The organism is Serratia sp. NPDC078593 (genome assembly GCF_050268245.1).
GTDB lineage: Bacteria > Pseudomonadota > Gammaproteobacteria > Enterobacterales > Enterobacteriaceae > JBNNGK01.
The window spans coordinates 36027-61125 of record NZ_JBNNGK010000012.1 but is presented as its reverse complement, the minus strand read 5'-3'; the positions used below and the strand labels follow the sequence as shown (position 1 = coordinate 61125).

At 49.7% G+C, this 25099-nt stretch carries 20 protein-coding genes and 1 pseudogene; 13 read left to right on the top strand and 8 right to left on the bottom strand.

Going from position 1 to position 25099, the window contains the following annotated elements; all coding sequences use genetic code 11:
• Nucleotides 1-3: 3 nt before the first annotated feature.
• Together ACQKDS_RS14205 and ACQKDS_RS14200 are read right to left on the bottom strand one after the other, a co-directional pair.
• A complete protein-coding gene (locus ACQKDS_RS14205; protein WP_399672722.1) occupies nt 4-435 on the bottom strand; it encodes a hypothetical protein in 432 nt (143 codons plus the stop codon).
• A gap of 274 nt (nt 436-709) precedes the next feature.
• Complete coding sequence (locus tag ACQKDS_RS14200; protein WP_399672720.1) at nt 710-1408, bottom strand: extensin family protein; 699 nt, start codon at nt 1406-1408, stop codon at nt 710-712.
• A 179-nt stretch (nt 1409-1587) separates the two neighbouring features.
• Between ACQKDS_RS14200 and ACQKDS_RS14195 the strand changes: the two genes are divergently transcribed.
• Nucleotides 1588-1947: a hypothetical protein gene (locus ACQKDS_RS14195; RefSeq protein WP_399672849.1), complete on the top strand. Its 360-nt coding sequence runs from the start codon at nt 1588-1590 to the stop codon at nt 1945-1947.
• A gap of 13 nt (nt 1948-1960) precedes the next feature.
• On the opposite strand, the gene ACQKDS_RS14190 is transcribed toward ACQKDS_RS14195, so the two are convergent.
• Both ACQKDS_RS14190 and ACQKDS_RS14185 read right to left on the bottom strand, forming a co-directional pair.
• Nucleotides 1961-2116 (bottom strand): hypothetical protein, encoded by a 156-nt coding sequence (locus ACQKDS_RS14190; RefSeq protein ID WP_399672717.1) that lies wholly within the window; start codon nt 2114-2116, stop codon nt 1961-1963.
• 110 nt (nt 2117-2226) lie between these two features.
• Complete coding sequence (locus tag ACQKDS_RS14185; RefSeq protein ID WP_399672716.1) at nt 2227-2655, bottom strand: universal stress protein; 429 nt, start codon at nt 2653-2655, stop codon at nt 2227-2229.
• A 797-nt stretch (nt 2656-3452) separates the two neighbouring features.
• Between ACQKDS_RS14185 and cycA the strand changes: the two genes are divergently transcribed.
• The gene (gene cycA / locus ACQKDS_RS14180; protein ID WP_399672714.1) at nt 3453-4853 is read left to right on the top strand and encodes a D-serine/D-alanine/glycine transporter; all 1401 of its coding nucleotides are present in this window, start codon (nt 3453-3455) and stop codon (nt 4851-4853) included.
• A gap of 93 nt (nt 4854-4946) precedes the next feature.
• On the opposite strand, the gene ACQKDS_RS14175 is transcribed toward cycA, so the two are convergent.
• Nucleotides 4947-5867, bottom strand: coding sequence for a DMT family transporter (locus tag ACQKDS_RS14175; protein WP_399672712.1), 921 nt, complete (start codon nt 5865-5867; stop codon nt 4947-4949).
• 67 nt (nt 5868-5934) lie between these two features.
• On the opposite strand from ACQKDS_RS14175, the gene ACQKDS_RS14170 reads away from it, so the two are divergent.
• Nucleotides 5935-6510 (top strand): helix-turn-helix domain-containing protein, encoded by a 576-nt coding sequence (locus ACQKDS_RS14170; RefSeq protein WP_399672710.1) that lies wholly within the window; start codon nt 5935-5937, stop codon nt 6508-6510.
• 156 nt (nt 6511-6666) lie between these two features.
• Here the strand turns inward: ACQKDS_RS14170 and ACQKDS_RS14165 are convergent, their stop codons facing one another.
• On the bottom strand, nt 6667-7581 hold the full coding sequence (locus ACQKDS_RS14165; RefSeq protein WP_399672708.1) for a LysR family transcriptional regulator: 915 nt from the start codon (nt 7579-7581) through the stop codon (nt 6667-6669).
• A 1041-nt stretch (nt 7582-8622) separates the two neighbouring features.
• Here ACQKDS_RS14165 and ACQKDS_RS14160 point away from each other — a divergent pair.
• The 6 genes from ACQKDS_RS14160 to chaA all read left to right on the top strand — a co-directional run bounded on the left by ACQKDS_RS14160 (nt 8623) and on the right by chaA (nt 16451).
• Complete coding sequence (locus ACQKDS_RS14160; protein ID WP_399672706.1) at nt 8623-10083, top strand: TrkH family potassium uptake protein; 1461 nt, start codon at nt 8623-8625, stop codon at nt 10081-10083.
• Nucleotides 10084-10357: 274 nt separating this feature from the next.
• On the top strand, nt 10358-12352 hold the full coding sequence (locus ACQKDS_RS14155; protein WP_399672704.1) for a BCCT family transporter: 1995 nt from the start codon (nt 10358-10360) through the stop codon (nt 12350-12352).
• A 260-nt stretch (nt 12353-12612) separates the two neighbouring features.
• Entirely contained in the window at nt 12613-12882 is a 270-nt protein-coding gene (locus ACQKDS_RS14150) for a hypothetical protein (protein ID WP_427622611.1), read from the top strand.
• 355 nt (nt 12883-13237) lie between these two features.
• On the top strand, nt 13238-14035 hold the full coding sequence (locus ACQKDS_RS14145; protein WP_399673236.1) for a DNA/RNA non-specific endonuclease: 798 nt from the start codon (nt 13238-13240) through the stop codon (nt 14033-14035).
• Nucleotides 14036-14233: 198 nt separating this feature from the next.
• On the top strand, nt 14234-15052 hold the full coding sequence (locus tag ACQKDS_RS14140; RefSeq protein WP_399673238.1) for a siderophore-interacting protein: 819 nt from the start codon (nt 14234-14236) through the stop codon (nt 15050-15052).
• Nucleotides 15053-15350: 298 nt separating this feature from the next.
• On the top strand, nt 15351-16451 hold the full coding sequence (gene chaA, locus ACQKDS_RS14135) for a sodium-potassium/proton antiporter ChaA (RefSeq protein WP_399673240.1): 1101 nt from the start codon (nt 15351-15353) through the stop codon (nt 16449-16451).
• A 66-nt stretch (nt 16452-16517) separates the two neighbouring features.
• On the opposite strand, the gene phoH is transcribed toward chaA, so the two are convergent.
• On the bottom strand, nt 16518-17306 hold the full coding sequence (phoH, locus tag ACQKDS_RS14130) for a phosphate starvation-inducible protein PhoH (RefSeq protein ID WP_399673242.1): 789 nt from the start codon (nt 17304-17306) through the stop codon (nt 16518-16520).
• A 777-nt stretch (nt 17307-18083) separates the two neighbouring features.
• Nucleotides 18084-20129: pseudogene (gene pqqU / locus ACQKDS_RS14125) on the bottom strand (TonB-dependent receptor PqqU); the annotation flags it as partial.
• Between the two features lie 549 nt (nt 20130-20678).
• Between pqqU and ACQKDS_RS14120 the strand changes: the two are divergent.
• The 4 genes from ACQKDS_RS14120 (at nt 20679) to ACQKDS_RS14105 (ending at nt 25073) form a co-directional block, all read left to right on the top strand.
• Entirely contained in the window at nt 20679-21194 is a 516-nt protein-coding gene (locus tag ACQKDS_RS14120) for a MarR family winged helix-turn-helix transcriptional regulator (protein ID WP_399673244.1), read from the top strand.
• A 624-nt stretch (nt 21195-21818) separates the two neighbouring features.
• Complete coding sequence (locus ACQKDS_RS14115; protein ID WP_399673247.1) at nt 21819-23183, top strand: c-type cytochrome; 1365 nt, start codon at nt 21819-21821, stop codon at nt 23181-23183.
• A 4-nt stretch (nt 23184-23187) separates the two neighbouring features.
• Nucleotides 23188-23559 carry a c-type cytochrome gene (locus ACQKDS_RS14110; RefSeq protein WP_399673249.1) on the top strand — a complete coding sequence of 124 codons (372 nt, stop codon included), beginning with the start codon at nt 23188-23190 and terminating at the stop codon, nt 23557-23559.
• Complete coding sequence (locus ACQKDS_RS14105; RefSeq protein ID WP_399673251.1) at nt 23556-25073, top strand: FAD-binding oxidoreductase; 1518 nt, start codon at nt 23556-23558, stop codon at nt 25071-25073. Before ACQKDS_RS14110 ends, ACQKDS_RS14105 begins: the two co-directional genes overlap by 4 nt.
• Nucleotides 25074-25099: the final 26 nt, after the last annotated feature.

The following is a 25099-nucleotide window of genomic DNA, read 5'->3' as shown; positions in this document are numbered from 1 at the left end:
GTGTTATGCGCGCCCAGACTGCAAAATAAAACCGCGCTGTACATCACCACCAATACGGTAATAACGTACTTCACCAGCACGTAAGGTCATCGGCTGCTGTCCTGCCGTTTTCCGCCAAATACACAGATGGCTTTCAATCATATCCTGACCAATAGTGAGTGTATTGTTACCTATCGGCACCCGAAACTCGGCTTTCTCCTCACTCGCCAACGAAGCCGCAAACTCACCGTTAACATAAACACCGGTACGGCACGTACTTGCCAACATCCCGCTGTCACGTATCACAATAACCGTCGCATAAGGCGTTGTTGGCATATTTTGATAAAGCATCAGGCGGCTTGGCGGTGGTGATTTAGCCTGTTGTAGTGGAACAGCCTGCGTAGCACACCCCGATAAAAACACTGTAGTAATGAGTAACGCTGCGTAACGCTTCATCCTGCACTCCTCAAAAAATCATCTTTAATAATAGCAAGAGAAACAGCGCCTGCCGTTGATGAAAACGCGTTGAGCTACAAATTAAGACAACTTCCCATCAGCATACCCCCTAGGCGTGGAATGCGCGTTCGAAATCACATTATCCGCAAGAAATATCTTAAAACCGTCCGACAACCGCATATTTAAATAAGTAGACTCAATAAAAATAATAAAATTTATTCATAGACATCCCATTAATTGAGATTATTCTCATTACCCGATCGATACACCATATTCAATGACACAAGCCATATCCCCGCACGGAAAAATGAAAATGATTAGCATGTGCCGAGTTATACTCAGGCCCGAGGGAATTACCGAAAAAACCGCATCCGTCGTGAAACACACGGCGTAAAAATAGGCCATTGCTTGTCTCTTTCGGCCAATCTTTTTCTATCCGTAAACGCTGGCCATTTGCCAAGCGAAAACCAGAAATATCCCACGCATTTGCCGTCGCATGTTCACTCAATCGTCCCTCTGGGCGATGATAGATATTACGGCAAGCATAACTCCCCAAATGATCAATTCGCGTTAAATGAGATCCCAGTTGCTGCTGCGCGAGCGGTGCAGCAACTTGCGAAACAAACATCGTACTGCGTAATGCCAGTCGGCAACTGGCCAAAAAACTAGCGCTCAATTTTACCTGCCCAAAGCTTTTTACGCGAATCGGCGACAATAAAGGACAATCACCGCGAACATCCTGTTCCTGTTGATAATCTATCCGTCCATCAGCACGCGCCTGCGCCAAGAGAGTAAGACAACGTTGCCGATCGCCAGTTACCCAGTTTATTTTCATCCGCGTAATAAAAGTCGGCGGATCGTGTATTGAAAGCGGTGTGAACGGATTATATCCCAGCGGTAATAACCGTCCTAACCATAAGACTCCTCCTACGACTGCCAGCAAAATCAAGATAATAATGAGCATACGCAGCATGGTCGCCTCCAAGGAAAGTCAGCACCAAGTATAGACGATAGCTCTTCAGCACTAACCTCAATCATTTATAAACGATAATCATTCTCTTTTTTAATTTTACTAACAATTGATTAGAATTCGCAGCATTGCAGCTAGGAATAATCCTAGCAACTAAGAGAGCGTAAGTGAGTAAGGATACGATGAAGAATTGTCGTTTTTTAGTGATATTACCGATAGTGACGCTGGTCAGTTGTACTCAGTGGGAACGCCCCGGTGGCGGTGAGATAGACCGCCAAGCGGATTATGCCGAATGCGAAGCTCGCGGCTTCGATCGCTTTCCTCCCGACGTGGTCAGGGATTTCGAATTTGATTACAGCGATAAATACGTGACCTGCGAAAAAAATAAAAAAACGTGCCCAAATGGCTATCGCTTTGAGCCACGCCCTTCATTCCGTACAGTACAAAACGATCGTAATGCAAGCGCCCGTTCAGCGACCATCGAGTCTTGTATGTACGGCAAGGGTTGGCATGAAAAAACCTACTATTGGCCACAATGGTAATATTGCGAAGCGGTTACTCATCTTCACCATTTGGCATACCTGTTTTTGGTTTAGCTTTGCGATTTTCATCAGGCTTAGGTTTCGCTGACGACAGCGCTTTTGCAATCAACCATAGCAACAACGGTAGTAGCAAAAGGCATAATCCCAAGGTAATCAGTGCGTCAGTCATCCTTTATTCGCCTGTTTAATAGATATTGATGCCTTATTGTAGCAGCTACGATATGGGCATGACGCGGACGCAGTCAGTAATAGGCCTGTTTCACAGGCCTTAACTCACCACTAACGGACTACCATGACGGAGGTTTTGGCATGCCGAACAATCGCGGCAGCATTGGAGCCGAGCAGATACGTTTTTACGCTTGGCCGACGTGAACCAACGACGATCAGATCCGCGTCAATCTCCGCGGCAAGTTGTAATACCTCGTCACGCGGCGAACCAAAACTGATGGTATACGCCAGTCGTTCTAACGGAATATCCATTTCTGAAATAATTTTCTTCAGTTTATCGAGTGCAATGACCTCCGCTTGATTTTCAAACTCTTTTATACCAAACGAATACGCCGTAACAAATGCCGAAGCATCCGGCAACGCGTGGAATAAATGTACTTTTGCACCTGACAATTTAGCCAGGTACTCAACGTGTTTTATCGCATTTTCAGTCAGTTGCTCTTCTGCAATATCTACCGGCACTAAAATGGTCTTGTACATATTCAGCCCCTTCTTTGGTAGTTCCATTAATAACAAGCTTACTTCTGCCCATGGAGAGCGGGTATTAATTTATCCGTAATTTGTGATCGGCAAAGCGTTCTATCCGCCCGATTGCCTCAATTTACCACGCCAAAAAACCTTCCCAGAACACTGACAAGAACAAATCTCCGCTACCCATTTTTCATGATCTGTTTTGCGGGTAAACGCACGCCTTCCAGCATAAAAAATCTCGCTGTCTCCCTACTCTGAATACACCACACCACCTTGCGAGATCAGATGCAAAGAGGAAAATGCGCTTTCTTACGGCAAAAAATTTGCCGTACGGGATATTCATTAACCGGATAATACGGCGATAACGGTATGATTGTTATGAAATAGAAGGTAACGATCGGTCAATAAAGCGCATGGTTGCGTATACTGTCGCACATGTTTAACAACACATCTGCTGCTTTAATAATGTGAAGTCCATTACGTTTTAGCCCGCCTTTTTTAACATTAGTTTTTTTCATGCGAAATTTTAACTTCTTTTTTTATCAACAAGATAGCCACCATAAAGTCTGTTAATTTGCCAGGCCAAGGAGTAATCTTGCGCCCCTTAAACATCATGGCTCGCCATGGTTGTGCACAATTTTAACGATGCCTCCTACGCGCTCTCATATCGCAATAGATAGGCTGCTAACAGGCGAGTAAGGCGAACTTTCTTACTGTCATACCACGCGCCGTCAGCAATAGAGGCCGACTGAGCCAGCTCAGAGCGCCGAAGACGATTTAAGACAGGCAATACAGGACATCATCAGATGGTAGATCATGCAAAAATTACAACCGATACCCACACTGCGTCTGAAGAGCATCTACGCAGAAACCTGACCAACCGACATATACAACTGATCGCCATCGGGGGCGCCATCGGTACTGGGTTATTTATGGGATCAGGGAAAACCATCAGTTTGGCTGGGCCTTCGATCATCTTCGTGTACATGATTATCGGTTTTATGCTGTTCTTCGTGATGCGCGCCATGGGTGAGTTACTACTTTCCAACTTACACTACAAATCTTTCAGTGATTTCGCAGCCGATCTGCTGGGGCCATGGGCAGGTTTTTTCACCGGTTGGACCTATTGGTTCTGTTGGGTGGTGACAGGCATTGCGGACGTCGTTGCAATAACCGCCTACGCACAATTCTGGTTCCCTGAGCTTTCACAATGGGTCGCCTCACTGCTGTGCGTACTGCTGCTGCTCAGCCTGAATCTCGCGACGGTAAAAATGTTCGGGGAAATGGAGTTCTGGTTTGCGATGATCAAGATCGTGGCAATCATCGCGTTGATCATTGCAGGTTTAGTGATGATTGCCACGCATTTCCAATCACCTACCGGCACAACGGCTTCATTCTCACATTTGTGGGATGACGGCGGTATGTTCCCTACTGGCATCAGCGGTTTCTTCGCTGGCTTTCAAATTGCCATCTTCGCCTTTGTCGGTATCGAACTGGTGGGCACGACCGCTGCCGAAACCAAAGATCCCGAGAAATCGCTGCCGCGCGCTATCAACGCCATCCCGCTGCGCATTATCATGTTCTACGTTTGCTCACTGATTATCATCATGTCAGTCACGCCATGGCGTTCGGTGGTGGCGGATAAAAGCCCGTTTGTTGAATTGTTCGTGATGGTCGGTCTACCGGCTGCCGCCAGCGTGATTAATTTTGTGGTGCTAACCTCTGCCGCCTCTTCTGCCAATAGCGGGGTTTTCTCCACCAGCCGTATGCTGTATGGCTTGGCTCAAGAAGGTAATGCGCCAACATCGTTTGCCCGCTTGTCTAAGCGCGCCGTACCGGCCAACGGTTTGACGTTTTCATGTCTCTGTCTGTTAGGTGGCGTTGTACTGATCTATATGATTCCCAATGTCGTCACCGTATTTACGTTGGTCACCACCGTCTCAGCCATTTTGTTCATGTTCGTTTGGAGCATCATCCTGTGCTCGTACCTTGTTTATCGTAAGCGTCGCCCGCAGCTGCACCAAAAATCCGCCTACAAAATGCCTGCTGGCAAGTTAATGTGTTGGATTTGCTTGGCATTTTTCGCCTTTGTGCTGGTTTTGCTAACGCTACAAAATGATACACGCCAGGCACTGATGGTCACACCACTGTGGTTCATCACTTTGGGTATTGGCTATATGCTGGTGCGGAAAAGACAACACGCATAATGGATTGTGGGGAAGGATGTGTCTTCCCCGCACTGGCCGACCACGCCATATCTGCAACAGAGTGCTACATGATGCCAACACCAAGCATCACGATTAACTTTCAGCCACAATATCCGGCTTCGCTTTACGACGGATACGCAACTCGCTGACGATCACGCCAACGACGATCAATGCGCCACCGAGCAATGCTACGCCCGGTAAGCGCTCTCCCGCGATACGCCCGACGACGCCAGCCCATACCGGCTCACCGGCATAGATCACCGTGGCTCGGGTCGGTGAAACGCTACGCTGCGCCCAATTCATTGTCACCTGTATCAGTGCGCTGGCCATCCCTAAGCCCACTGCACTGTAGAGTAAATAGTCAGAATACGCCGGAATAGACTCACCTGTCGGCACCATCATTAAGAAAGAAAGCAGCGATGCAGTTGCTAATTGAACAATGGTAACGCGTTTAACATTAACTTTGCCGGCATAAGCGCTAATAAGGATAATTTCAGCCGCGATGGCCAGCGTACTGACCAACGTTAATACCTCACCGATACTGAACGCCGTATCACTGCTGCTTGGCCCCGCCAACAGCATCAGTCCTGTGAAAGCCAGCAATACACCAATCCATGACATCACTCCTGGGAAACGCCCAAGTACCAACCACTGCAATAACGGTACGATAGGCACATACATCGCCGTAATGAACGCTGACTGACTACTGCTGATGGTTTGCAACCCCACGGTTTGCAAGCCATAACCAAACATAATCGCAGCGCCGATGAATACGCCCGCTTTCAACTCATACCACGTCAAACCACGCAAAACTTTCAATGAAAATAACGTCAAGGCCAAGGTGGCCGTGCCGAATCGCAAACCGACAAAGAAAAACGGGCCGCTTACCATCATGGCATGATGTACAGCCAAGAAGGTTCCGCCCCAGATCATGGTGATGAAAATAAGTATCGCTTCCTGAGGTTTTATTTTCAGAAAAACGTTGGGAGTAAAGGTTTTTTTTAACGCTGACACCGACTTGCCCTTCATGCTAAGTGCAATATAATGCACAGATCCCGCCAGTATGAGGCATCATCAGACAATGAGCAATATAGTGCACAAAGCAAAAACCGACGCACCGAAAGTTTTGCAATATCTCAGCACCAATTTGCGGTGTTATCGCCAACTGGCAGGATTAAGTCAAATGGCTCTGGCCGAGCTTTCCGGCGTTAGTCGACGCATGTTGGCCGGTATCGAAGGCGGCGAGCGCAATGTGAGCCTCGCCGTGTTGGACAAACTGGCGGCAGCACTAAGCATATCGTTTACCGATTTGATCCAGGCACCGGAAACGCGCGGCAGCCACCTAATTGGTGAACTGGCCTGGCAGGGAAAGCAAGCGCAGAGTCAGGCGATATTTACAGCCAGCGTCCCTGCCAGACAGCGGGTAGAACTGTGGCAATGGGCGCTAATGCCAGGCGAATGCTATCACTCCGTGCCGGATGCAAAAGGCTGGCATGAAATTATCTACGTCATCAGTGGTTGCATGACGCTGGAGTTGGAAAACGGCATACTGACGTTGCCAGCAGGTGAAACCCACGTCTTCAACAGCGATCAACACTATGCCTACGCCAACTATGGTAATGAACCACTGCATTTTATCCGTAATGTTACGTTCTAATCCCTTGTGCTGGGCTAAAGAATCGGCAGAGCAGCAAGCGTGTACATCCCGATGATCGGGCATCCATCAGTGATATCAGTAAATGAAGGCGGCCAACACAAAGACTGCTTCAAGCAGGACGAGGAGCCATTCCTAAATCCCCCCACGCCCCCGCAGTTATTGATTTTGTAACCAAATCGCCAGTTTCTCGATAGCACTGTCTGGCACAATCGGTTGTTGCGTCAACAGACAATATCCGCTGCCATCCTGCTGAAAACCAAACGGTGCCACCAGTAAACCGGCATCAATATCATCACGGACTAACTGCCACGGCCCGATGGCTACGCCTAAGCCGGCCACCGCTGCCTGTAGACTAAAGTAAAAGTGATCAAAATTTTGCTGCGGTAACCCTTCCAGTGAAACACCTTGTGCCTGTGCCCAATGATGCCAAGCATCAGGACGCGTCGCTGTATTTAATAATGTCACCCCACGGCGCAAACGCCTTTCGCTTCCACCACCTTCAACAAAGCTTGCAAGCACTTCGGGTTTACATACCGGCCCGACTTTCTCAGTGAACAAGGTAACGCAATGCCAATTATGGGCCCATTCGACATCATTACGCCTAATAGCCAGCGTAATGTTTTCGTTCAATGCCACCGGTCCATCCCCAGCGACCAGTTGCAAATTAATTTCTGAGTACGCCTGTTGGAACTGCGAAATACGAGGGATCAGCCAGCGCATCAATAATGTCGGCTCGCAAGAAAGCACGAGCGGCGCATCTCGAGCCTGACGGTACAGTTCTTGCACTGTTTGCTCCAGGCTGTTGAACGCCTGTTGAGTCGCTCGAAACAGTTTACGCCCCGCATTAGTGAGATAGACTCGCCGATGCTGGCGTTCAAATAACGCCAATCCCAGTTCATCCTCTATCGCCCGCACCGCGCGGCTGATCGCGCCGTGAGTCAAACTGAGACTCTGCGCAGCTTGAGTAAAACTTTCCAATTGCGCGGCCGCTTCGAAACATCGTAGCCCACCTAACGAAATCTGCCGGCCAATCTTGCGTGATATTTTCTCACCGATATCGCTAGTTTTCATCGATTGCTTCTCGTTACCCTTACATAAATTGTGCGAATTATCTTACATTTTATTATTCGCGGTAACTATGATTAAGCTTATCGCCGTCATCATTATTACTTTATCCTCAGTAATCAGTCCTGACACAGATTTCGCGATTGCACCACGGAGCAGATTGCTCATTTCAGGTTGTAGCGGGGTCTGCAACACCTTTGGCATTATCGCTAACGTGACGCATTAATTCACATGGCTTATGCGCTAGCGGACATAGGGGCACCAATACAACAATCATACTAATTGTTTACTATGCTGAAAATTTTATGGCTGCTGCTCTGATGGCGTTAGATGTTACCATTTTGAACCATATTCATAACATTCCAATAACCAACGCAAAGCCCCAGCGTCTCATCAGTGATTGGTATGCACTCAGAACCGACTTTCATACCAACCTATTAAATCCGAAAACCACGGTTTTTATCGTCAGTTTGTTGATGCGGGTAGTGTGCCACTCAAGCGTGCTAATTTTTATGGGGTATTGATTTACTTCGCTTATAACGTATGGCTCAGTTTAGTCGCCCTATTCTTCTCTTCATCCAGCCTCAACACACCATTTTTACCTTTTCATCAAAGCATTGATCGTGCATTTGGCTGTTGATTGATTGCCTTTGGTTGCTTGCTCGCGCCGGCAAGCAACCAAGAATGTCAAAATATGGATGAGGGTTTGTTCAATTATCAGACACCTTACGAGCGCAATCTGACCGCTTCGCTACAATCCCTAATAACGCCCCCCTTCATTAAGTTAAAAAGGAGCCGCAGTCACTGAGTTACAGTTAATTTTTATGAAATTTTTATATCGCCCGCTTTATTCTCTCTATACCCTAGAGAACTCAGGTTGCATTGTGGTGCTCGTTACGCGCGCAGTCGGTGCGAGAACGGCTCCAGGTCTTTGCCCGCACCCGTTAGACGAAGAAAACGGTCAGCATCAGCATAATGCAATGCGAAATAGAATGAATAAACACTTGAATAGTTGGATGTATTGCCACTGGCAGTTTGGGCGCAAGCATGGTTAAAACAAAACAAATTCTCATTGTGGTTCATCTTTGTAGTTTTCTGGTTGTTCTTTACAGCCTTTCAATGATTCCACCTCTCTTGATGGCACTGTTGTACAAAGAAAAAAGTGTTTTTTCCTTTTTCTATACATTAGTCATCGCAGGTTCGATCGGCGGATTAGGGTGGTTCAGTAGTAAGCAATCCAAAGTTCAATTGCGTACCCAAGACGGCTTTTTGATTATCGTTTTGTTTTGGCTACTTTTCTCGTTGATCAGCGCCCTACCGCTGTGGATGGATAATACGCTTAACATTAGCCTGGTAGATGCTGTGTTTGAAGGCGTGTCCGGCATAACTACCACAGGCGCGTCAGTATTAAATGATGTTTCTGCCGTACCGAAGTCATTCCTCTATTATCGTGCCCAGCTGAACTTTATTGGCGGTTTAGGCGTTATTGTTCTGGCGGTTGCGCTGCTTCCCTTGCTAGGCATCGGGGGAGCCAAGTTATACCAATCAGAAATGCCCGGGCCGTTTAAAGAAGAGCGCCTGACGCCACGTCTGGCTGATACCGCAAAAAACCTGTGGCTGATCTATATGTCGCTGGGCATGTTGTGCGCCCTCGCGTTTCGCTTCGCAGGTATGCCATGGTTTGACGCCCTATGCCACGCCCTGTCTACCGTTTCGCTCGGCGGTTTTTCGACCCGCAACGAGAGCCTAGGCTATTTCGACAGTTCAGCCGTTGAAATGGTCGGCGGCATCTTCTCCGTACTGGCTGCCGTTAACTTTACGCTGTATTTCGTGATGGTGGGCCGTCGCAGCCTGAAACCGCTCTACCGCAACTCTGAGCTACGTTTCTTTCTGCTCATTTTGTCCATCGTGGTCGCGATCGTGGTCGCAGAACTGTACCGCTCCGGCATGTACGGTGCCAAAGACGCCTTCGTCCACGGCTTCTTTCTTACCAGCTCTATGATGACCGATAATGGCCTGGCCACCGCTGATTATGCCAACATGCCATCACACACGATCATGTTGCTACTCGGCGCCAGTTTCTTCGGCGGTTGCGTCGGCTCCACCTGCGGCGGAATCAAAGCATTGCGTTTTTTGATCATGTACAGACAGAGCCGCCACGAAGTTAATCAGTTGGTACACCCCAATGCCATTTTCACTATCAAGGTGGGCGATGCACCGATTCACGATCGCGTGCTGCGCTCGGTGTGGAGCTTCTTTTTCCTGTACGTTTTCTTCAGTTGTTTCTTTATCTGGGCACTTAACCTGATGGGTTACGACATGATGACATCTTTTGCAACCGTTGCCGCCTGTATTAACAACATGGGGCTGGGGTTTGGCGAAACCGCCGCGGGCTTTGGCACACTGAGCGATCCCGCCAAATGGATGATGTGCGCGGCAATGCTCTTTGGCCGCCTGGAGATTTATCCGCTGCTTATTCTCTGTTCCCGCGCATTTTGGCGTTTCTAACGCCACTTTCCTGCTACGCTTAGATGGCGTGCTCTTAGCGAAGCTTTATCTTTTAGACGCTGTATCTCGCTTTCAATAAGGTACAGCGTCTTTATGGTTAAAACCTCTGCAAAACCGCTCAACAGCAGTTACTTAACGTGGCAAACTAAAAATCGATGCTATTTTAGTGTATACTCCCCCGGCACAATTTTCCGGGCGTCTGTTCGCCCGTTTTTTATGGAGTTGTTTTTTAACGAATAGCTTAACTCCCTAACGGACTAGCTAGAAGGTATCTATGAGCCAAAACGACACTGAAAACGTGGCACGTCGTAGCCATATCAATCCTCCGGTATTTTTTATTTCTGCCGCATTAATCATTATTCTGGTGGCGTTTGCCGCCATGTACCCAGAGTTAGCAGACCGTAAATTCAAAGCGTTGCAACAGGGTATTTTCACTAACGCCAGTTGGTTTTACATTCTTGCCGTTGCCCTGATTTTGTTGAGCGTCACCTTTTTAGGGCTGTCACGTTACGGTAATATCAAGCTTGGGCCGGATCACGCCCAGCCGGATTTCAGCTATGTTTCATGGTTCGCCATGCTGTTTTCCGCCGGGATGGGTATTGGTCTGATGTTCTTCGGCGTCGCCGAGCCGGTGATGCACTATCTTTCACCGCCGGTCGGTACGCCGGAAACGGTGGAAGCCGCCAAACAGGCTATGCGCCTGACCTTCTTCCACTGGGGTCTGCACGCTTGGGCTATTTACGCCATCGTGGCGCTGATCTTGGCATTCTTTAGCTATCGTCACGGCCTCCCGCTGACGCTACGCTCGGCGCTCTACCCGATTATTGGCGATCGTATCTACGGGCCGATTGGTCACGCGGTAGACATTTTTGCCGTTATCGGTACGGTATTCGGCGTCGCGACGTCTCTGGGCTATGGCGTATTGCAGGTTAACGCCGGGCTTAATCACCTGTTCGGCTTGCCCGTCAACGAAACGGTACAGGTTACCTTGATCGTGGTGATCACCGGTCTGGCAACCATTTCGGTAGTTTCCGGGTTGGACAAAGGCATTCGTATTCTGTCTGAACTAAACCTCGGTTTAGCCGTGCTGTTATTGGTGTTGGTCGGTGCACTCGGCCCAACCGTTCTGTTGCTGAAATCATTTGTAGAGAATACCGGCGGTTATTTGTCTGAAATCGTCAGTAAAACCTTTAACTTGTACGCCTACGAACCGAAATCCAGCAATTGGTTAGGTGGCTGGACACTGTTGTATTGGGGCTGGTGGCTGTCATGGTCCCCGTTCGTTGGCATGTTTATCGCGCGCGTTTCACGCGGCCGTACAATCCGGGAATTTGTCACCGGCGTGCTGTTCGTTCCCGCAGGCTTTACGCTGCTGTGGATGACCTTCTTCGGTAACAGTGCTATTCATCTGATCATGGCAGAAGGCGCGCGTGACTTAGCCAACACCGTACAAAACGATGTCGCTCTGGCTCTGTTCAACTTCCTGGAGCACTTCCCGTTCTCCAACATTCTGTCGTTTATCGCGATGGCAATGGTTGTGGTGTTCTTTGTGACTTCAGCTGACTCAGGCGCGATGGTGGTAGATACCCTCGCTTCTGGCGGTTCAGACCAAACCCCAGTATGGCAGCGAATTTTCTGGGCAGGCATGATGGGGGCGGTCGCGATTGCGCTGTTAATTGCGGGTGGCTTAAGTGCACTGCAAACGGTGACGATTGCCAGTGCTCTACCGTTCTCGATCATTTTGCTGGTATCCATTTATGGTCTATTGAAGGCATTACGCGTCGACGCTTATAAGCGCGACAGCCAGATGATGACTACCATTGCTCCTACCGCTGCGCGGAACCCAATCTCTTGGCAGCGGCGTTTGCGCAATATCGCTTACTTCCCGAAACGTTCTCAGGTGAAACGCTTCGTCAGTGAGGTGGTTCAACCGGCCATGACGCTAGTAGAAGCAGAATTGGCCAAGCAAAGCACCGTGTCTTCCATTGATGAGTCGCAGGACGATCGCATCCGCTTTGAAGTGGATCTGGGCGACGACCTGAACTTCGTCTATGAAGTCCGTCTGCGTGCTTATATCCAGCCCGCTTTCGCCTTAGCCGGCCTGCAAGATGAAGAGCGTGACGAGGAACATAAGTATTATCGTGGCGAGGTACACCTGAAGGAAGGGGGTCAAGATTACGATGTGATGGGCTGGACGCAAGAACAGATCATCCACGATATTCTCGATCAGTACGAAAAACACCTGCACTTCCTGCATTTGGTTCGTTAAGTTTCATCGGCCGCTATCATCGCGTCACATCATGAAACGATGATAACCGGCCGCATCAGGGGGCAAATCTGCCCCCTGATAATCCTCTACTGCATCAGACTCAAGCGTTTGGCTACGCCTAGAAAACACACTCCCTCTCTGCTCATCGCTATGCCCCAACGATAAAGCAGCGCGTCAACATCATCAGTCTTCTGGCAGCATCTCCCCCGCTTACCACGCCCATTGTTACGATACGGTATGTGCATTACAGCAGGCCGGGCATGCCCGGCCACTACGCTGAACAGGATATCTGTGGGTTGTACGAGCGCGGCATCGATGTACCGTTGGGGCGTGGCACGCCGCGCCCGCTGTCACGATGCGGCATGTGCATTACAGCAGGCCGGGTATGCCCGGCCACTACGCTGAACAGGATATCTGTGGGTTGTACGAACGCGGCATCGATGTACCGTTGGGGCGTGGCATGCCGCGCCCGCTGTCACAATGCGGCATGTGCATTACAGCAGGCCGGGTATGCCCGGCCACTACGCTGAACAGGATATCTGTGGGTTGTACGAACGCGGCATCGATGTACCGCAGGGGCGTGGCATGCCGCGCCCGCTGTCACAATGCGGCATGTGCATTACAGCAGGCCGGGTATGCCCGGCCACTACGTCGAACAGGATATCTGTGGGCTGTACGAGCGCGGCATCGATGTACCGTAGGGGCGTGGCACGACGATAAAGCAGCGCACGAAAACCATCCGTGTTTTATTAAAAACTCAAACCATGAATACATATCATCTTACGTATCCACCACACGAATATGTTGCATTGTTGTATCCGTATTGCTGCGATAAGTTCAATTTACTGTAAATAAATACAGTATTAACTTATTGAGGATACCACTATGCATTTCACTAAAATCATTACATTCGCCACGCTGCTATTGGCAACACAGGTTTCCGCCGATACCTTGGCGTCCATCGATAACTGTGCGGTCGGCTGCCCGACGGGTGGCAGCTCCAATGTGTCGATTGTCAGGCATGCTTATACGCTGAATAACAACAGCAACACCAAATTTGCTAACTGGGTGGCCTACCACATCACTAAGGATACGCTTGCCAGCGGCAAAAAACGTAACTGGCGCACCGATCCGGAGCTAAGCCCGGCAGAAACGCTCGAACCTGCGGACTATAAAGGCGCCAACGCCGCATTGCAGGTTGATCGTGGCCATCAGGCTCCTTTAGCGTCATTGGCCAATGTCTCCGATTGGGAATCTTTGAATTACCTTTCCAATATCACACCGCAAAAATCTGAACTCAATCAAGGAGCGTGGGCGATGCTGGAAGAGCAGGAGCGTAAGTTGATTGCCCGTGCGGACATTAGTTCGGTGTATACCGTCACCGGACCGTTGTATGAGCACACTATGGATAAACTGCCGGGCACCACGAAAAACCATACCCTGCCCAGCGGCTACTGGAAGGTCATTTTTATCAATAACAGTCCGGCGGTTAACCATTACGCCGCCTTTATCTTCGATCAAAGCACCCCACGCGGTGCTGACTTTTGCCAATTTCGCGTCACGGTGAGTGAAGTGGAGAAACGCACGGGATTAATTTTGTGGGCAGGTTTGCCGGATGATGTGCAAAACAGCTTGAAACAAAAACCTGGCGTATTGCCCGAACTGATGGGCTGCCAAAGCTGATGGTATAGCGAAATTAATATCAGGGGCAGCCATTCGCAAAGAATGCGCGCCCCTGAACGCAGAGTTAATAAAGACACCTCAAGGCATCGCATGTCAATCTTACCCGCTGATTGCCTCAACCCAGCTTTAAATAGGCAAACGATTCTCATTATCAATCATCGTGATATACTGCGTTTAAAACCAGAACGGGAGAATATCGTGACCACTGAAGTCCCACGCAGCCGCGCACCTTATCTGATTGCCGTCGTCAGCCTACGTGATATCACGCCACATCTGCGTCGCATCACTTTCCACGCTGAAGATTTGAAGTATTACCCGGCTAATGCCGCCGCCGCGCACATCAAGATCTTCCTGCCACAAGCAGGGCAAGTACAACCGGACTTACCGCGCCTGACCGAAAACGGACCGGTTTGGCATCCCGCAGCCATTCGCCCATTGGTAAGAACCTATTCAGTACGCGCGGTGCGTCCAGAGCTGGGGGAAATTGATATCGAATTTGCGTTACACGATCACCACGGCCCGGCCGTGAATTTCGCCCGAAATGCCCAAGTTGGCGATATGATTGGTATCAGCAATCCTGGCGGGCCAAAGCCCATGCTACCAGCAGCCGATTTTTACTGCCTGGCCGGCGATCCCTCCTCGTTGCCCGCGATTGCTGCGTTGCTAGAAAATTTATCGCCACACGCAGCCGGCCACGCATTTATCCGCGTTGACAGTCGCGCCGATGCGATCGATCTCAAGAAACCCGCGGGATTCGAGCTAAGCTGGATCATCGGCGGAACCGATAAAACGCAAGAATTAATCACCCAATTCTGTTCGCTGCCATTGCCGCAAGAACAAACTTATTTTTGGCTGGCCGGTGAAGATCAACTGGTGGTCAACCTGCGTCGTTATTTGCGTCGCGAAAGACAATGTGAACGTAATCAGTTATATGCCGTACCTTACTGGCGTGATGGCCTAAATGAAGAAGGTTATCATGAAAAACGGCATGAAATTATGGATAATATTGATTCATGAAAATCATAACCCACCAAATTAACAGTAGAATATGTTGCTAAGTGTTGTTTTCAATCGACATCAGATAAAAATCATCTTAGTTGCGTAAAAGTAAGTAAAAAAAGCCGCATTGATTGCGGTTTTTTTGTTAACCTTGTCACATAAAGCAATTCCTTGTTTTACGATAAACGTCCCTACTCCAACGTACAATCCACAAGTTATATCTGATATTAATGACGTTTTGGATAGGCAGCGCAGCTGGCTGCCCAGACGAACGCTGCGGCCGGGAGCCGCAATTTAAGAAAGGAGACGCACGCAAATGAAGTCGCAGCACGATCCTGGCCGATCTAAATCCCGCCACACTGAGTATTCTTTACTGTTACCTATCGTTGCTCTGGTGGTACTCAACCTGTGGAGCAGCACCAACCATTTCTCGTTAATCGTTGGCATTAACATTATTGCGTTGATCGGTATCCTGAGCAGTGCGTTCAGCGTGGTACGCCACGCCGATGTCTTAGCACACCGTTTTGGTGAACCGTATGGCTCGCTAATCCTCAGCCTATCCGTCGTCATCCTTGAAGTGAGCCTGATCTCTGCCTTGATGGCTACCGGTGATGCGGCTCCGGCGCTGATGCGCGACACACTCTACTCTATCATTATGATCGTTACCGGCGGGCTGGTTGGTTTTGCATTGCTGCTCGGTGGGCGTAAGTTTGCAACGCAATACGTGAATCTGGGTGGCATCAAACAATATCTGATTGCGATTTTCCCGCTGGCCGTCATCGTGCTGGTGTTACCCAGTGCGTTGCCGGGCGGTAACTTTAGCGTTGGGCAATCGCTGCTGGTCGCCGCGATCTCTGCCGCCATGTACGGCGTATTCCTGCTGATCCAGACCAAAACGCACCAGAGCCTGTTTGTTTACGAACATGAAGACGACGATGGCGATCCCCATCACGGTAAGCCTTCGTCACACAGCAGCCTATGGCATGCCGCCTGGTTGATCGTCCATTTAATCGCGGTCATCGCGGTGACAAAATTCAATGCCGGTCCTTTAGAAGGCCTGCTGACCGAACTGAATGCGCCAACTCAGTTTACCGGCTTCTTGGTGGCATTGTTAATTCTGTCACCAGAAGCACTTGGCGCACTACGTGCGGTGTTAAATAATCAGGTTCAGCGCGCGATGAACCTGTTTTTCGGTTCTGTTTTGGCGACTATTTCTCTGACGGTGCCCGCGGTAACCCTCATCGCCACCCTAACCGGGCAAACGCTAATTTTCGGCCTACAGGCGCCGCACATGGTGGTTATGTTGACGGTATTGATTCTTTGCCAGATTTCATTCGCCACCGGCCGAACCAATGTGCTTAACGGCACCGCCCATCTTGCGTTATTCGCAGCGTATATGATGACGATATTCGCCTGAGGCTGGCCGGCCTCAAATAAACTCAGGGCGCATCCGGTGCGCCCTTTTTAATACACGGTTGGGAAATTAACTGTAAGCATTGAGCGTACGCTGGCAGAGTAACGAGCGTACGCAGTCTTGTTTTTCAAAGCGGATAATACCGATCATCTCGTCCTCTTCAAAACGCGCCATCGCGTCGCTCAGACCGGATGTCACCCCGCGTGGTAAATCACACTGCGTGATATCCCCGTTGACGATCACCGTGACGTTCTCGCCCAAACGGGTCAGGAACATCTTCATTTGGCTGGCCGTTACATTCTGCGCTTCGTCCAGAATAACCACCGCATTTTCAAACGTACGTCCACGCATGTAGGCGAACGGTGCAATTTCTACCTTGCCAATTTCAGGCCGCAGGCAATATTGCAAGAATGATGATCCCAGGCGGCGTTGCAAGATGTCGTACACCGGCCGGAAATAAGGGGCAAACTTCTCGGAAATATCACCCGGTAAGAACCCCAGATCCTCATCTGCCTGTAAAACAGGCCGCGTGACGATAATCCGATCCACTTCTTTATGAATCAGGGCATCTGCCGCTTTTGCCGCGCTGATGAAGGTTTTGCCACATCCGGCTTCGCCGGTGGCAAAGATTAACTGCTTATTCTCTATGGCTAATAAGTAATGACCCTGAGCTTCGGTTCGCGCCTCGATGGGGGAGCTATCGCGCTTGTCTCGCGCCATGCCGATAGACTCAACACCACCCATTTGTACCAGCGAGGTTACGGACTCTTCTTCAAGCTGGCGATGACTACGAGCGTCACGACGAATAACGCGTTTCGCTTCACGACGTGCTTTGATCACTGCTTTCTGTCTTCCCATAGTGGCACCTTACAGTTTGTTTCACCCACCGCAGCGGTATTGCCGCGCGATTAATGTTTCACACACGTATCAGGTTTTGGCCTCCTTCAAGCCAGCATAAGCCAATAAATAAAGTGAATCCAAGGCAGCATTGTTGTGCCACGTTTCACTAGGTGGACGAGCGCAAAGAGATTGATTCAGGTATGAAGTGAGAACGTTGACATAATGAGAAAGAATGAGAAAAAGAGAGTCGAAGCGTGCACCCTCGTTATAACGAGAATTCAGAGAGAGGACATCATTGTTACTTTGCAGCCCAAACAAGGACTTTACCATTAGCGATCCCCGCAGTGTTATTTACAGCCTCTGCTGTGCACCGTGTGAAAACTACCGCCTAATGATGACAGTATAATGACATTTAGCGTTTTCGTGTTGCCATAATGTAAAAATTTTAATTATTTTTGTTTTTTACTGATTGTATTTCTCGCCATATCGTCACTTACCGATGAACGCGATTAGTTTTTTATCATTTAATAACAAACTATTACATTAAAATCCCCTTGATGACACTTATATTTATCGATTAAAAATTAATCTGCTTTGACAACAGGTAAAACCCGTTTGAGATTAATGACAATATCATCATTTAACTGAGTTCGAAGGGGGAAACACGTTCAACCCGTACCACTCGGTTATTATATTGGCGAATGTAACAGTGGACATGGATAAGGATTTGCCCGTAGCTTCAAGCGGAACTCCCCGCTTGAAGCTAATGTGATGCTTTAAAATAACCGTAGGCTATCAGTCAAAGGAATAAGAAAGGCTGACACCCGCCCCCCAGTTTCTGCCTGGTGCCGGTTCGTAGTACCGGCCGTTACCCTCGTTAACGATGACCGAGCCAACATATTCACGATCTAAGAGATTATCCACGCGCCCGAATACGTTAACTAACCAATTACCCACGGGATAACGGTAGCCGGTATCCAACCCTACCGTCGTGTAAGCAGGTGCCTGCTGGCTGTTCTGATCGTTTACCTGGATGTCACTCATGTAGCGCACATCCGCACCGGCATACCACCCTTCCGGTGGCGACCACGCGAGTGAAGCGTAACCCATGTTACGTGCAATACCGGGCATGCGGTTGCCACTCGGAATGATTTTGTCGGCCGAACACTGACTATTACCGCAAATATCATTGCGATAACGTGCGTCTAACAGCGTCCAGGCCATTTTCATTTGCCATGCCTCACCAAACTGCTGATCGAGCGCCAACTCCAGACCCCGGCGGCGGGTTTGCCCGGCATTTTTGTAGCTGCTACGCCCGTTGCGGCTCTCAGCCACCACAATCTCGTTTTGGGTGTCGGTTTGGAACAGCGCCGCGGTCAATAATCCGTTACCGATGCGCGTCTTGCTGCCCACCTCGATCGAATCGCTGGTCGCTGGCTGTAGGCCGAAATTCATCCCCGCCACCCCGTCTGGGCGATAGGAGAGTTCGTTGATGGTCGGTGTTTCAAAGCCACGTCCAGCGGACAAATACAGGTTCCATCCCTCGCTCACCGCGTAACGTAACGAACCGGCAGGCAACCACTGATGATAGCGCGTACTACCGCTGTCATCGCCATTGCCTGCGGTAATATAGCGATCGTTGACATCAAAGTTTACGGTACTGAAACGCACGCCCGCGTCCATCGTCAAGCGCTGAGACAGTTGCCACGATGTTTGCAGATAGGGATCCACATTCCACATCAGATTGCGTTCGTCACGACGTAAACGCCCTTTCGTCCCCAATTGATTGTTGCCATTGACCGTAGTGAAGTTCTCATAACCTTTACGGTTTTCTCGCAGCGATTCATAATTTAGTCCGCCAGTCAGGGTATACGGCACCGCCGCTAATTGCCCCCGGTGCGTCCAACGCGTATCGATACCCTCATAATGGCGCGCAAGTTGGATCACCCCTCCCGGTTGCTGCTCACTGCGTTGTTGCACCGCCACCGGAATCGATTGATACTGCGTAGTTTCGCGCTCTCCGGCATACATCATCATGCTCAGATCGTCATCCGCACTCAACTGGCGCTGATAGCGCAACCCCACCTGCGTCTGCGAAATGGTTTTACGCGTGTTGTATTGTTCGGCACGCGGTGATTGCCGCGGATTGTCACGCCATTCGTCGTTACTCAGGCCACCGGGATCGTTAGCCTTGATCTCCACACTGTTGAACAACAACGTCAGCGTGCTCGCATCGTCAATCTGCACGCCTAACTTGGCATTGCCCAGGTTCTTGCGCGCCCCGCTATGATCGCGATACCCCTGGGTGGAAAAACGGGTGGCGGATACGGCGTAATTCACATCCCCCGCCTCTGTACCCGTCCCAGTTGCGCCAGTGGCTTTCACGCCATAACGCCACATACCGTCGCTGCCGCTATACATTCCCGCTTCAACCTGATTTGGCTGCCGCCCCGTCTGCGTTTCGACGTTCAGCATCCCGCCAGACGCATTACCGTACAGAGCAGAAAAAGGCCCGCGCAGCACCTCGACCTTCTCGACCGAATTAAGATCGATATTCGACGTTTGCCCTTGCCCATCAGGCATGGTCGCCGGTATACCATCGACATAAATTCGCACGCCGCGAACGCCGTAAGTTGAACGTGCACCGAAACCACGCACCGACAGTTGTAAATCTTGCGCATAGTTCTGACGATTCTGAATTTGCAAGCCAGGTACGCTAGCAAAGCTTTCTGAAAGATTGATTTGCGGTTTAGCATCACGGATCTGCTCCCCGGTGACCACGCTTACCGCTGCTGGGGTACTTAACTCAGAAAGGCCGTTACGCTTGGCTGAAACCACCATAACCGATTCTTCTGTTGTGCTGTCAGACGCCGCATTGACAGCAACCGGAAAAAACATCGGTGCCATCCACACCGACGTCAGCGCGATTTTCATATCTATTGGTTTCATCAGTAATGCCATTTAACGTTTGAAATAATTATTATCATTTTGAACAAAGTGGTGACATGTTAAACCTGTTAACAATAGATTAAAAAGAAATATATTTGCCGTTTTTAATCAACAACTTCGTCAACCGTAAGCGCTCTCTCAACCCAGTAAGCGTCAGAATTCTGGCACGATCGGACGCATTTGCGACGTTCATCCGCACCTAACCTCAGCTAAGATGCACCAAACGGTAAAATAATAGTCACGCCGATGTTCACATAACAGGCAGTAAAATACATAATTTGTTGATATTTAAGTTATTAACCATAACTGAACTGTTTTGTTCAAAACTGTGTTGCGTGGTACAGTTTTCACCGATGGTCATAGGTTAGCTCGCCTTTAACAAGGTTCAGCGTATCTAAGGTTAACCAATAACTTACACGACCCAGACAGGGTGAATTAACGATGAGTCATGATGCAGTTACGTCAAAAAAAAGAATTACCTCGCCCGAGAGCAGCCAAAACGACCCGGTAAATACATCATTGAAGCTGGGTTGGCTCAGCGATGCTATTGCTCATCGGTTACGTATCGCCCAAGAGCTTTGCTTTCAACACTATAAAGATAATTTGCGGGAATTTTCCTTCCTGCATCCCGGCCACTTTACTGCCTTAACGGTGATTGCAGAGAACCCCGGATGTAATCAAACCGAATTAGGCCATGCGATTGGCCGTGATAAATCAACGCTGACGCCACTGTTACAGCGCTTAAGTAAAGAAGAACTGTTGTTGCGGAAGCGGCGCCCTGATAATCAACGTACTTACTCATTAACATTGACGCCTAAGGGCGAAGCGATGTTGAAGTCATTAGAACGGGTCGGAAAAGAACAAGAACAAGCATTATCGACATTGTTCACCCCCGATGAAAAATCCGCGTTGCTGGATTATCTCAATCGGATCGCGACGCTCGCGCAGAAAACCTAGAGGATAGCGATCTGCCTATCGCTGTATAGCGCTTGAGTTGAATAACGAGAAATGGCACGGCGGGATTTGTGGTGATGAAACCCGCCCATATTCGCCATACTCTGAGCAATAGCCATTACGCCTGCCATTATGGCAACAGAACCCACCTTTCTCACTTTTTAGCACGCGAAAATTCCCTGCTTGCCAGTTTCTTTACGCTAATATTTTATGGCTTACATTGGTAAGCCCGGCACGCTTATCCTGACATGCGTGTCATGCTGTCACCGCTTTCAGACGCAAGCTAATACCGCGTTTGCCCGCCATCACAAGCGGTTTTGAAAAAATTGCATATGAATCGCTCCCTTCGCCGCAACCGCCTCGCTTGATGAACCCACAACATCCACTCCCCTTTAATCAACGTTACCGGCTCGATTCTCGGTAAATACTCCACCAAATGTTGTATATCAAACTGTTTTATGAAAAACTAATTTTATCGTTAGAGAATAAATGCATTTGCCACACCAACAAAAAACACATCAATATATTGATTTTAAACAGATAAAATACTTTCCGGTTATCAGCCAGAAGCTGCGTTTCGCTAGCGTGTATTCGCGCCAGCCGTCATGTTAAAAAAGGCACGATAAGATGAATAATGATGCGAATAAAAAGCACTCAAGTAATAAGCATAGATGGATAGGATGGCTTGTCGGCACCGGTGCGGTACTGCTCTTGGCCGCTTGGGGAGCCACGCTCGTCCTTCCCCTACCCGCAAAAAAAGAATCACACGTCACGTTTAATCAACAAAACATTGAGCGCGGCGCATACCTAGCGCGAGTCGGCGACTGTGTAGCCTGCCACAGTAAAACAGGTGCCCCTGAGTTCGCCGGTGGCGCACCGATCTTGTCGCCGATCGGCGGTATGGTTCCCCCGAATATCACCCCTGATTTACAGTACGGCATTGGCAAATATACCTATGGTGAATTTGCCCGCGCCCTGCGCCACGGTGTCGCGCGCGATGGAACAACCCTCTATCCGTCGATGCCTTGGCCGTCTTACCGCAATATTGCCGAATCAGATATGCAAGCGCTCTATGCGTACTTTATGAAAGGCGTTCCTGCCGTAGCCCAAGCCAGCCCGGCTAACTCCATACCATGGCCGCTATCGATCCGTTGGCCATTAACCTATTGGCGCTGGTTGTTTGGCCCAACGGTTCCTGAACCCTTGCCCGAACCACCATCCGGTGGCATTGCTCTCGGCGCCTATTATGTTGAAGGGTTAGGCCACTGTGGTGCCTGCCATACGCCGCGCAACGCGTTAACGATGAATGAGAAAGCACTCAGCAATAATCAAAACGGTTTGGTCTATCTTTCCGGTGGTCAGGTTATCGATGGTTATGCAACACCGAGCCTGCGAGGGGAAGTGTCGTCAGGCTTGGGCAACATCAAACCGCAAGCACTGATTGGCGTCCTTAAGTCTGGGCACCACGGCAGCATGGCGACATTTGGCCCGATGTCTGAGGTTGTCGTTAATTCGACACAGTACATGACCGACGCCGATCTCGCCGCAATGGCGGATTATCTCAAGAGTTTGGCCCCCTATCGCGAAGAATCACCGTCCTATTACGATGGGGGAAATACCTTCAAACTGCTTTCGCAGCGGAAATTCACCACTCCGGGTGCCGAGTTGTACCAAAAAAACTGCGCCGCGTGTCATTTGGCTAATGGTTTAGGCTCTGCCAACCGATATCCGGCCCTCGCGCTCAACCCCGCAACGATGAATCCTGACGCCTCTGGGCTCATCCAAATCGTGCTTGCAGGCAGCCATCAAGCCGCAACGCAGGATAACCAAGCCGTTCGCTACTTTATGCCGTCTTATGCCACCCGGCTGTATGACCAAGAAATTGCCAATACGCTGACATTTATTCGTTCCTCATGGGGTAACAAGGCCTCCGCTGTAATAGCCTCTCAGGTTTCTGCCGCCCGGGAAAACCTACCCGCCAAAAAGGATTAATTTCATGATGAATAAACCCCGTTATGCCTTAATGCTAAAACCCACCGCCAGTCTGTATGCAGTGTTCTGTATCGTTGCCAGTTTGTCGATCAACGCGGCTCAAGCCAATACCAAACTATCGCCTGATTCAATACCCAAACAGGTAGGCGAATGTATGACGTGTCATGGCCCGGCTGCCGTCGCCGAAAATCCAGAATGGCCGACCTTGGCGAATCAAAATGAACTTTACTTACGCAATTCACTGCGCGCCTTCCGATCAGGCCAGCGTCAAAATGACATGATGTACCTGATGACTCAACAACTTACCGATGATGATATTTCGTCGCTCGCCCATTACTTTAGCCAGCTTCGTCCTGAGGGAGGGTTAACGCAATGACACTTCTGACCACTTCACGGCGGCGATTCATTCAGATGGCCAGCGCCGTAGCGCTGACTGCGACAGGTTTACTGCGCACCGGTTTTGCTAAAGCACATACGGCCGCACGCACCATTCCCGAGCTTACCGCCTTTAAGGGAACAATTATTACGCGCAACGATCCACTGTATATGGATTGGTTCTGGGGGATGAGTTGGTATAAGCATAAGCCACAGCGTTTTCCTTGGCTGATCGTTCAACCTATTGATGAAGATGATGTTCGCCTAGCCATCGAATACGCCAATAAGGCTAATCTACGCATCACCATGCGCAGCTCCGGTCACAATATCACCGCCTCTCCGCTGCGCGCAGGCGCGATGACGATTGATATGTCTAAGTTCCATGAAATCAGCATCAATCCGGAGGAAAAGACCGTTTGGGCTGGGCCGGGGGTGTTTAGCGAACGGCTCAATGAAGCGTTATCGCAACACAATCTGGCCTTTCCCTCCGCGCACACGGGGTTTGTCAGCCTGGGTGGCTACCTGCTCGGCGGCGGTATGGGCTGGAATATGCCGTCTTGGGGAATGGCCAGTAACTCGATACTGGAACTGGAGGCAATACTCGCTGACGGCAGCAAGGTGATCGCCTCCGAGAGACAGAACCCAGATTTATACTGGGCGGCACGGGGCGCAGGCCCTGCTTTTTTTGCGATCATTTTGCGCTATAAGTTACGTGTCTATGACAGCCCAAAAGTTATTCAAAATATCTACTATGTGCCGGTAGAAAAAGTGGAGGATGGAGTAGAAGAGATGTTGCGATTAGCACCGCAAAGCCAGAATCGGACAGAGATCCTGGGGTCGCTGGGGCTCTTTTCGCCGCCCGGTACGCCTGATGCCGAAAAAAAATGGCATTGGGTATTAATGTTGTATTCCTATGCTGCGACAGAGGCTAAAGCACGCGAAGCGGCATCGCTATTCACAGAAAGCCCTTTCCTGAAAGAAGAAGCTTTCCAGTTCTCACGCAATAAACCACTAAGCTATCAGCAATTATATGCACAACTCGGCAGCACGGATGCATATAGCATTTTAAGAACCACCGAGCTGGCCTTTTTCACCGAAAACCCGGGCCGTTGTCTACGCACAACCATCGACACGTTGAATACAAAAGCCTGCAACCCATTATCATTCGGTTTTTCCGTGATTGCGTGCAACCCTATCGTCGATGAGCCCGCCTGCTATACCTACGGCGCACCTCACTATATCTCTTGGTATCTGGTTAGCGAAACGCCCGAAGAGGTGAAGAAGAATGAGCAATTAGCGCTAGAACTCCATGCTGCGCTGAAGCCAGACATCAACACTTATTATATGAATGAGGTCGATTTCAATCTCTTCCCCGACGCTGCCCGCTTAGGCTTCTCGCCGCCAAAATGGGAGAAACTGCAGCAGGTACGCCATCAATATGATCCTAATCACCGTTTCGTCTCTTACGTTGGCGTAGATCCTATCGACCAACCGGCTTCCGCCACGGCAGTGTGAATGTTTACGCCCGCCGCCGCCCGGAA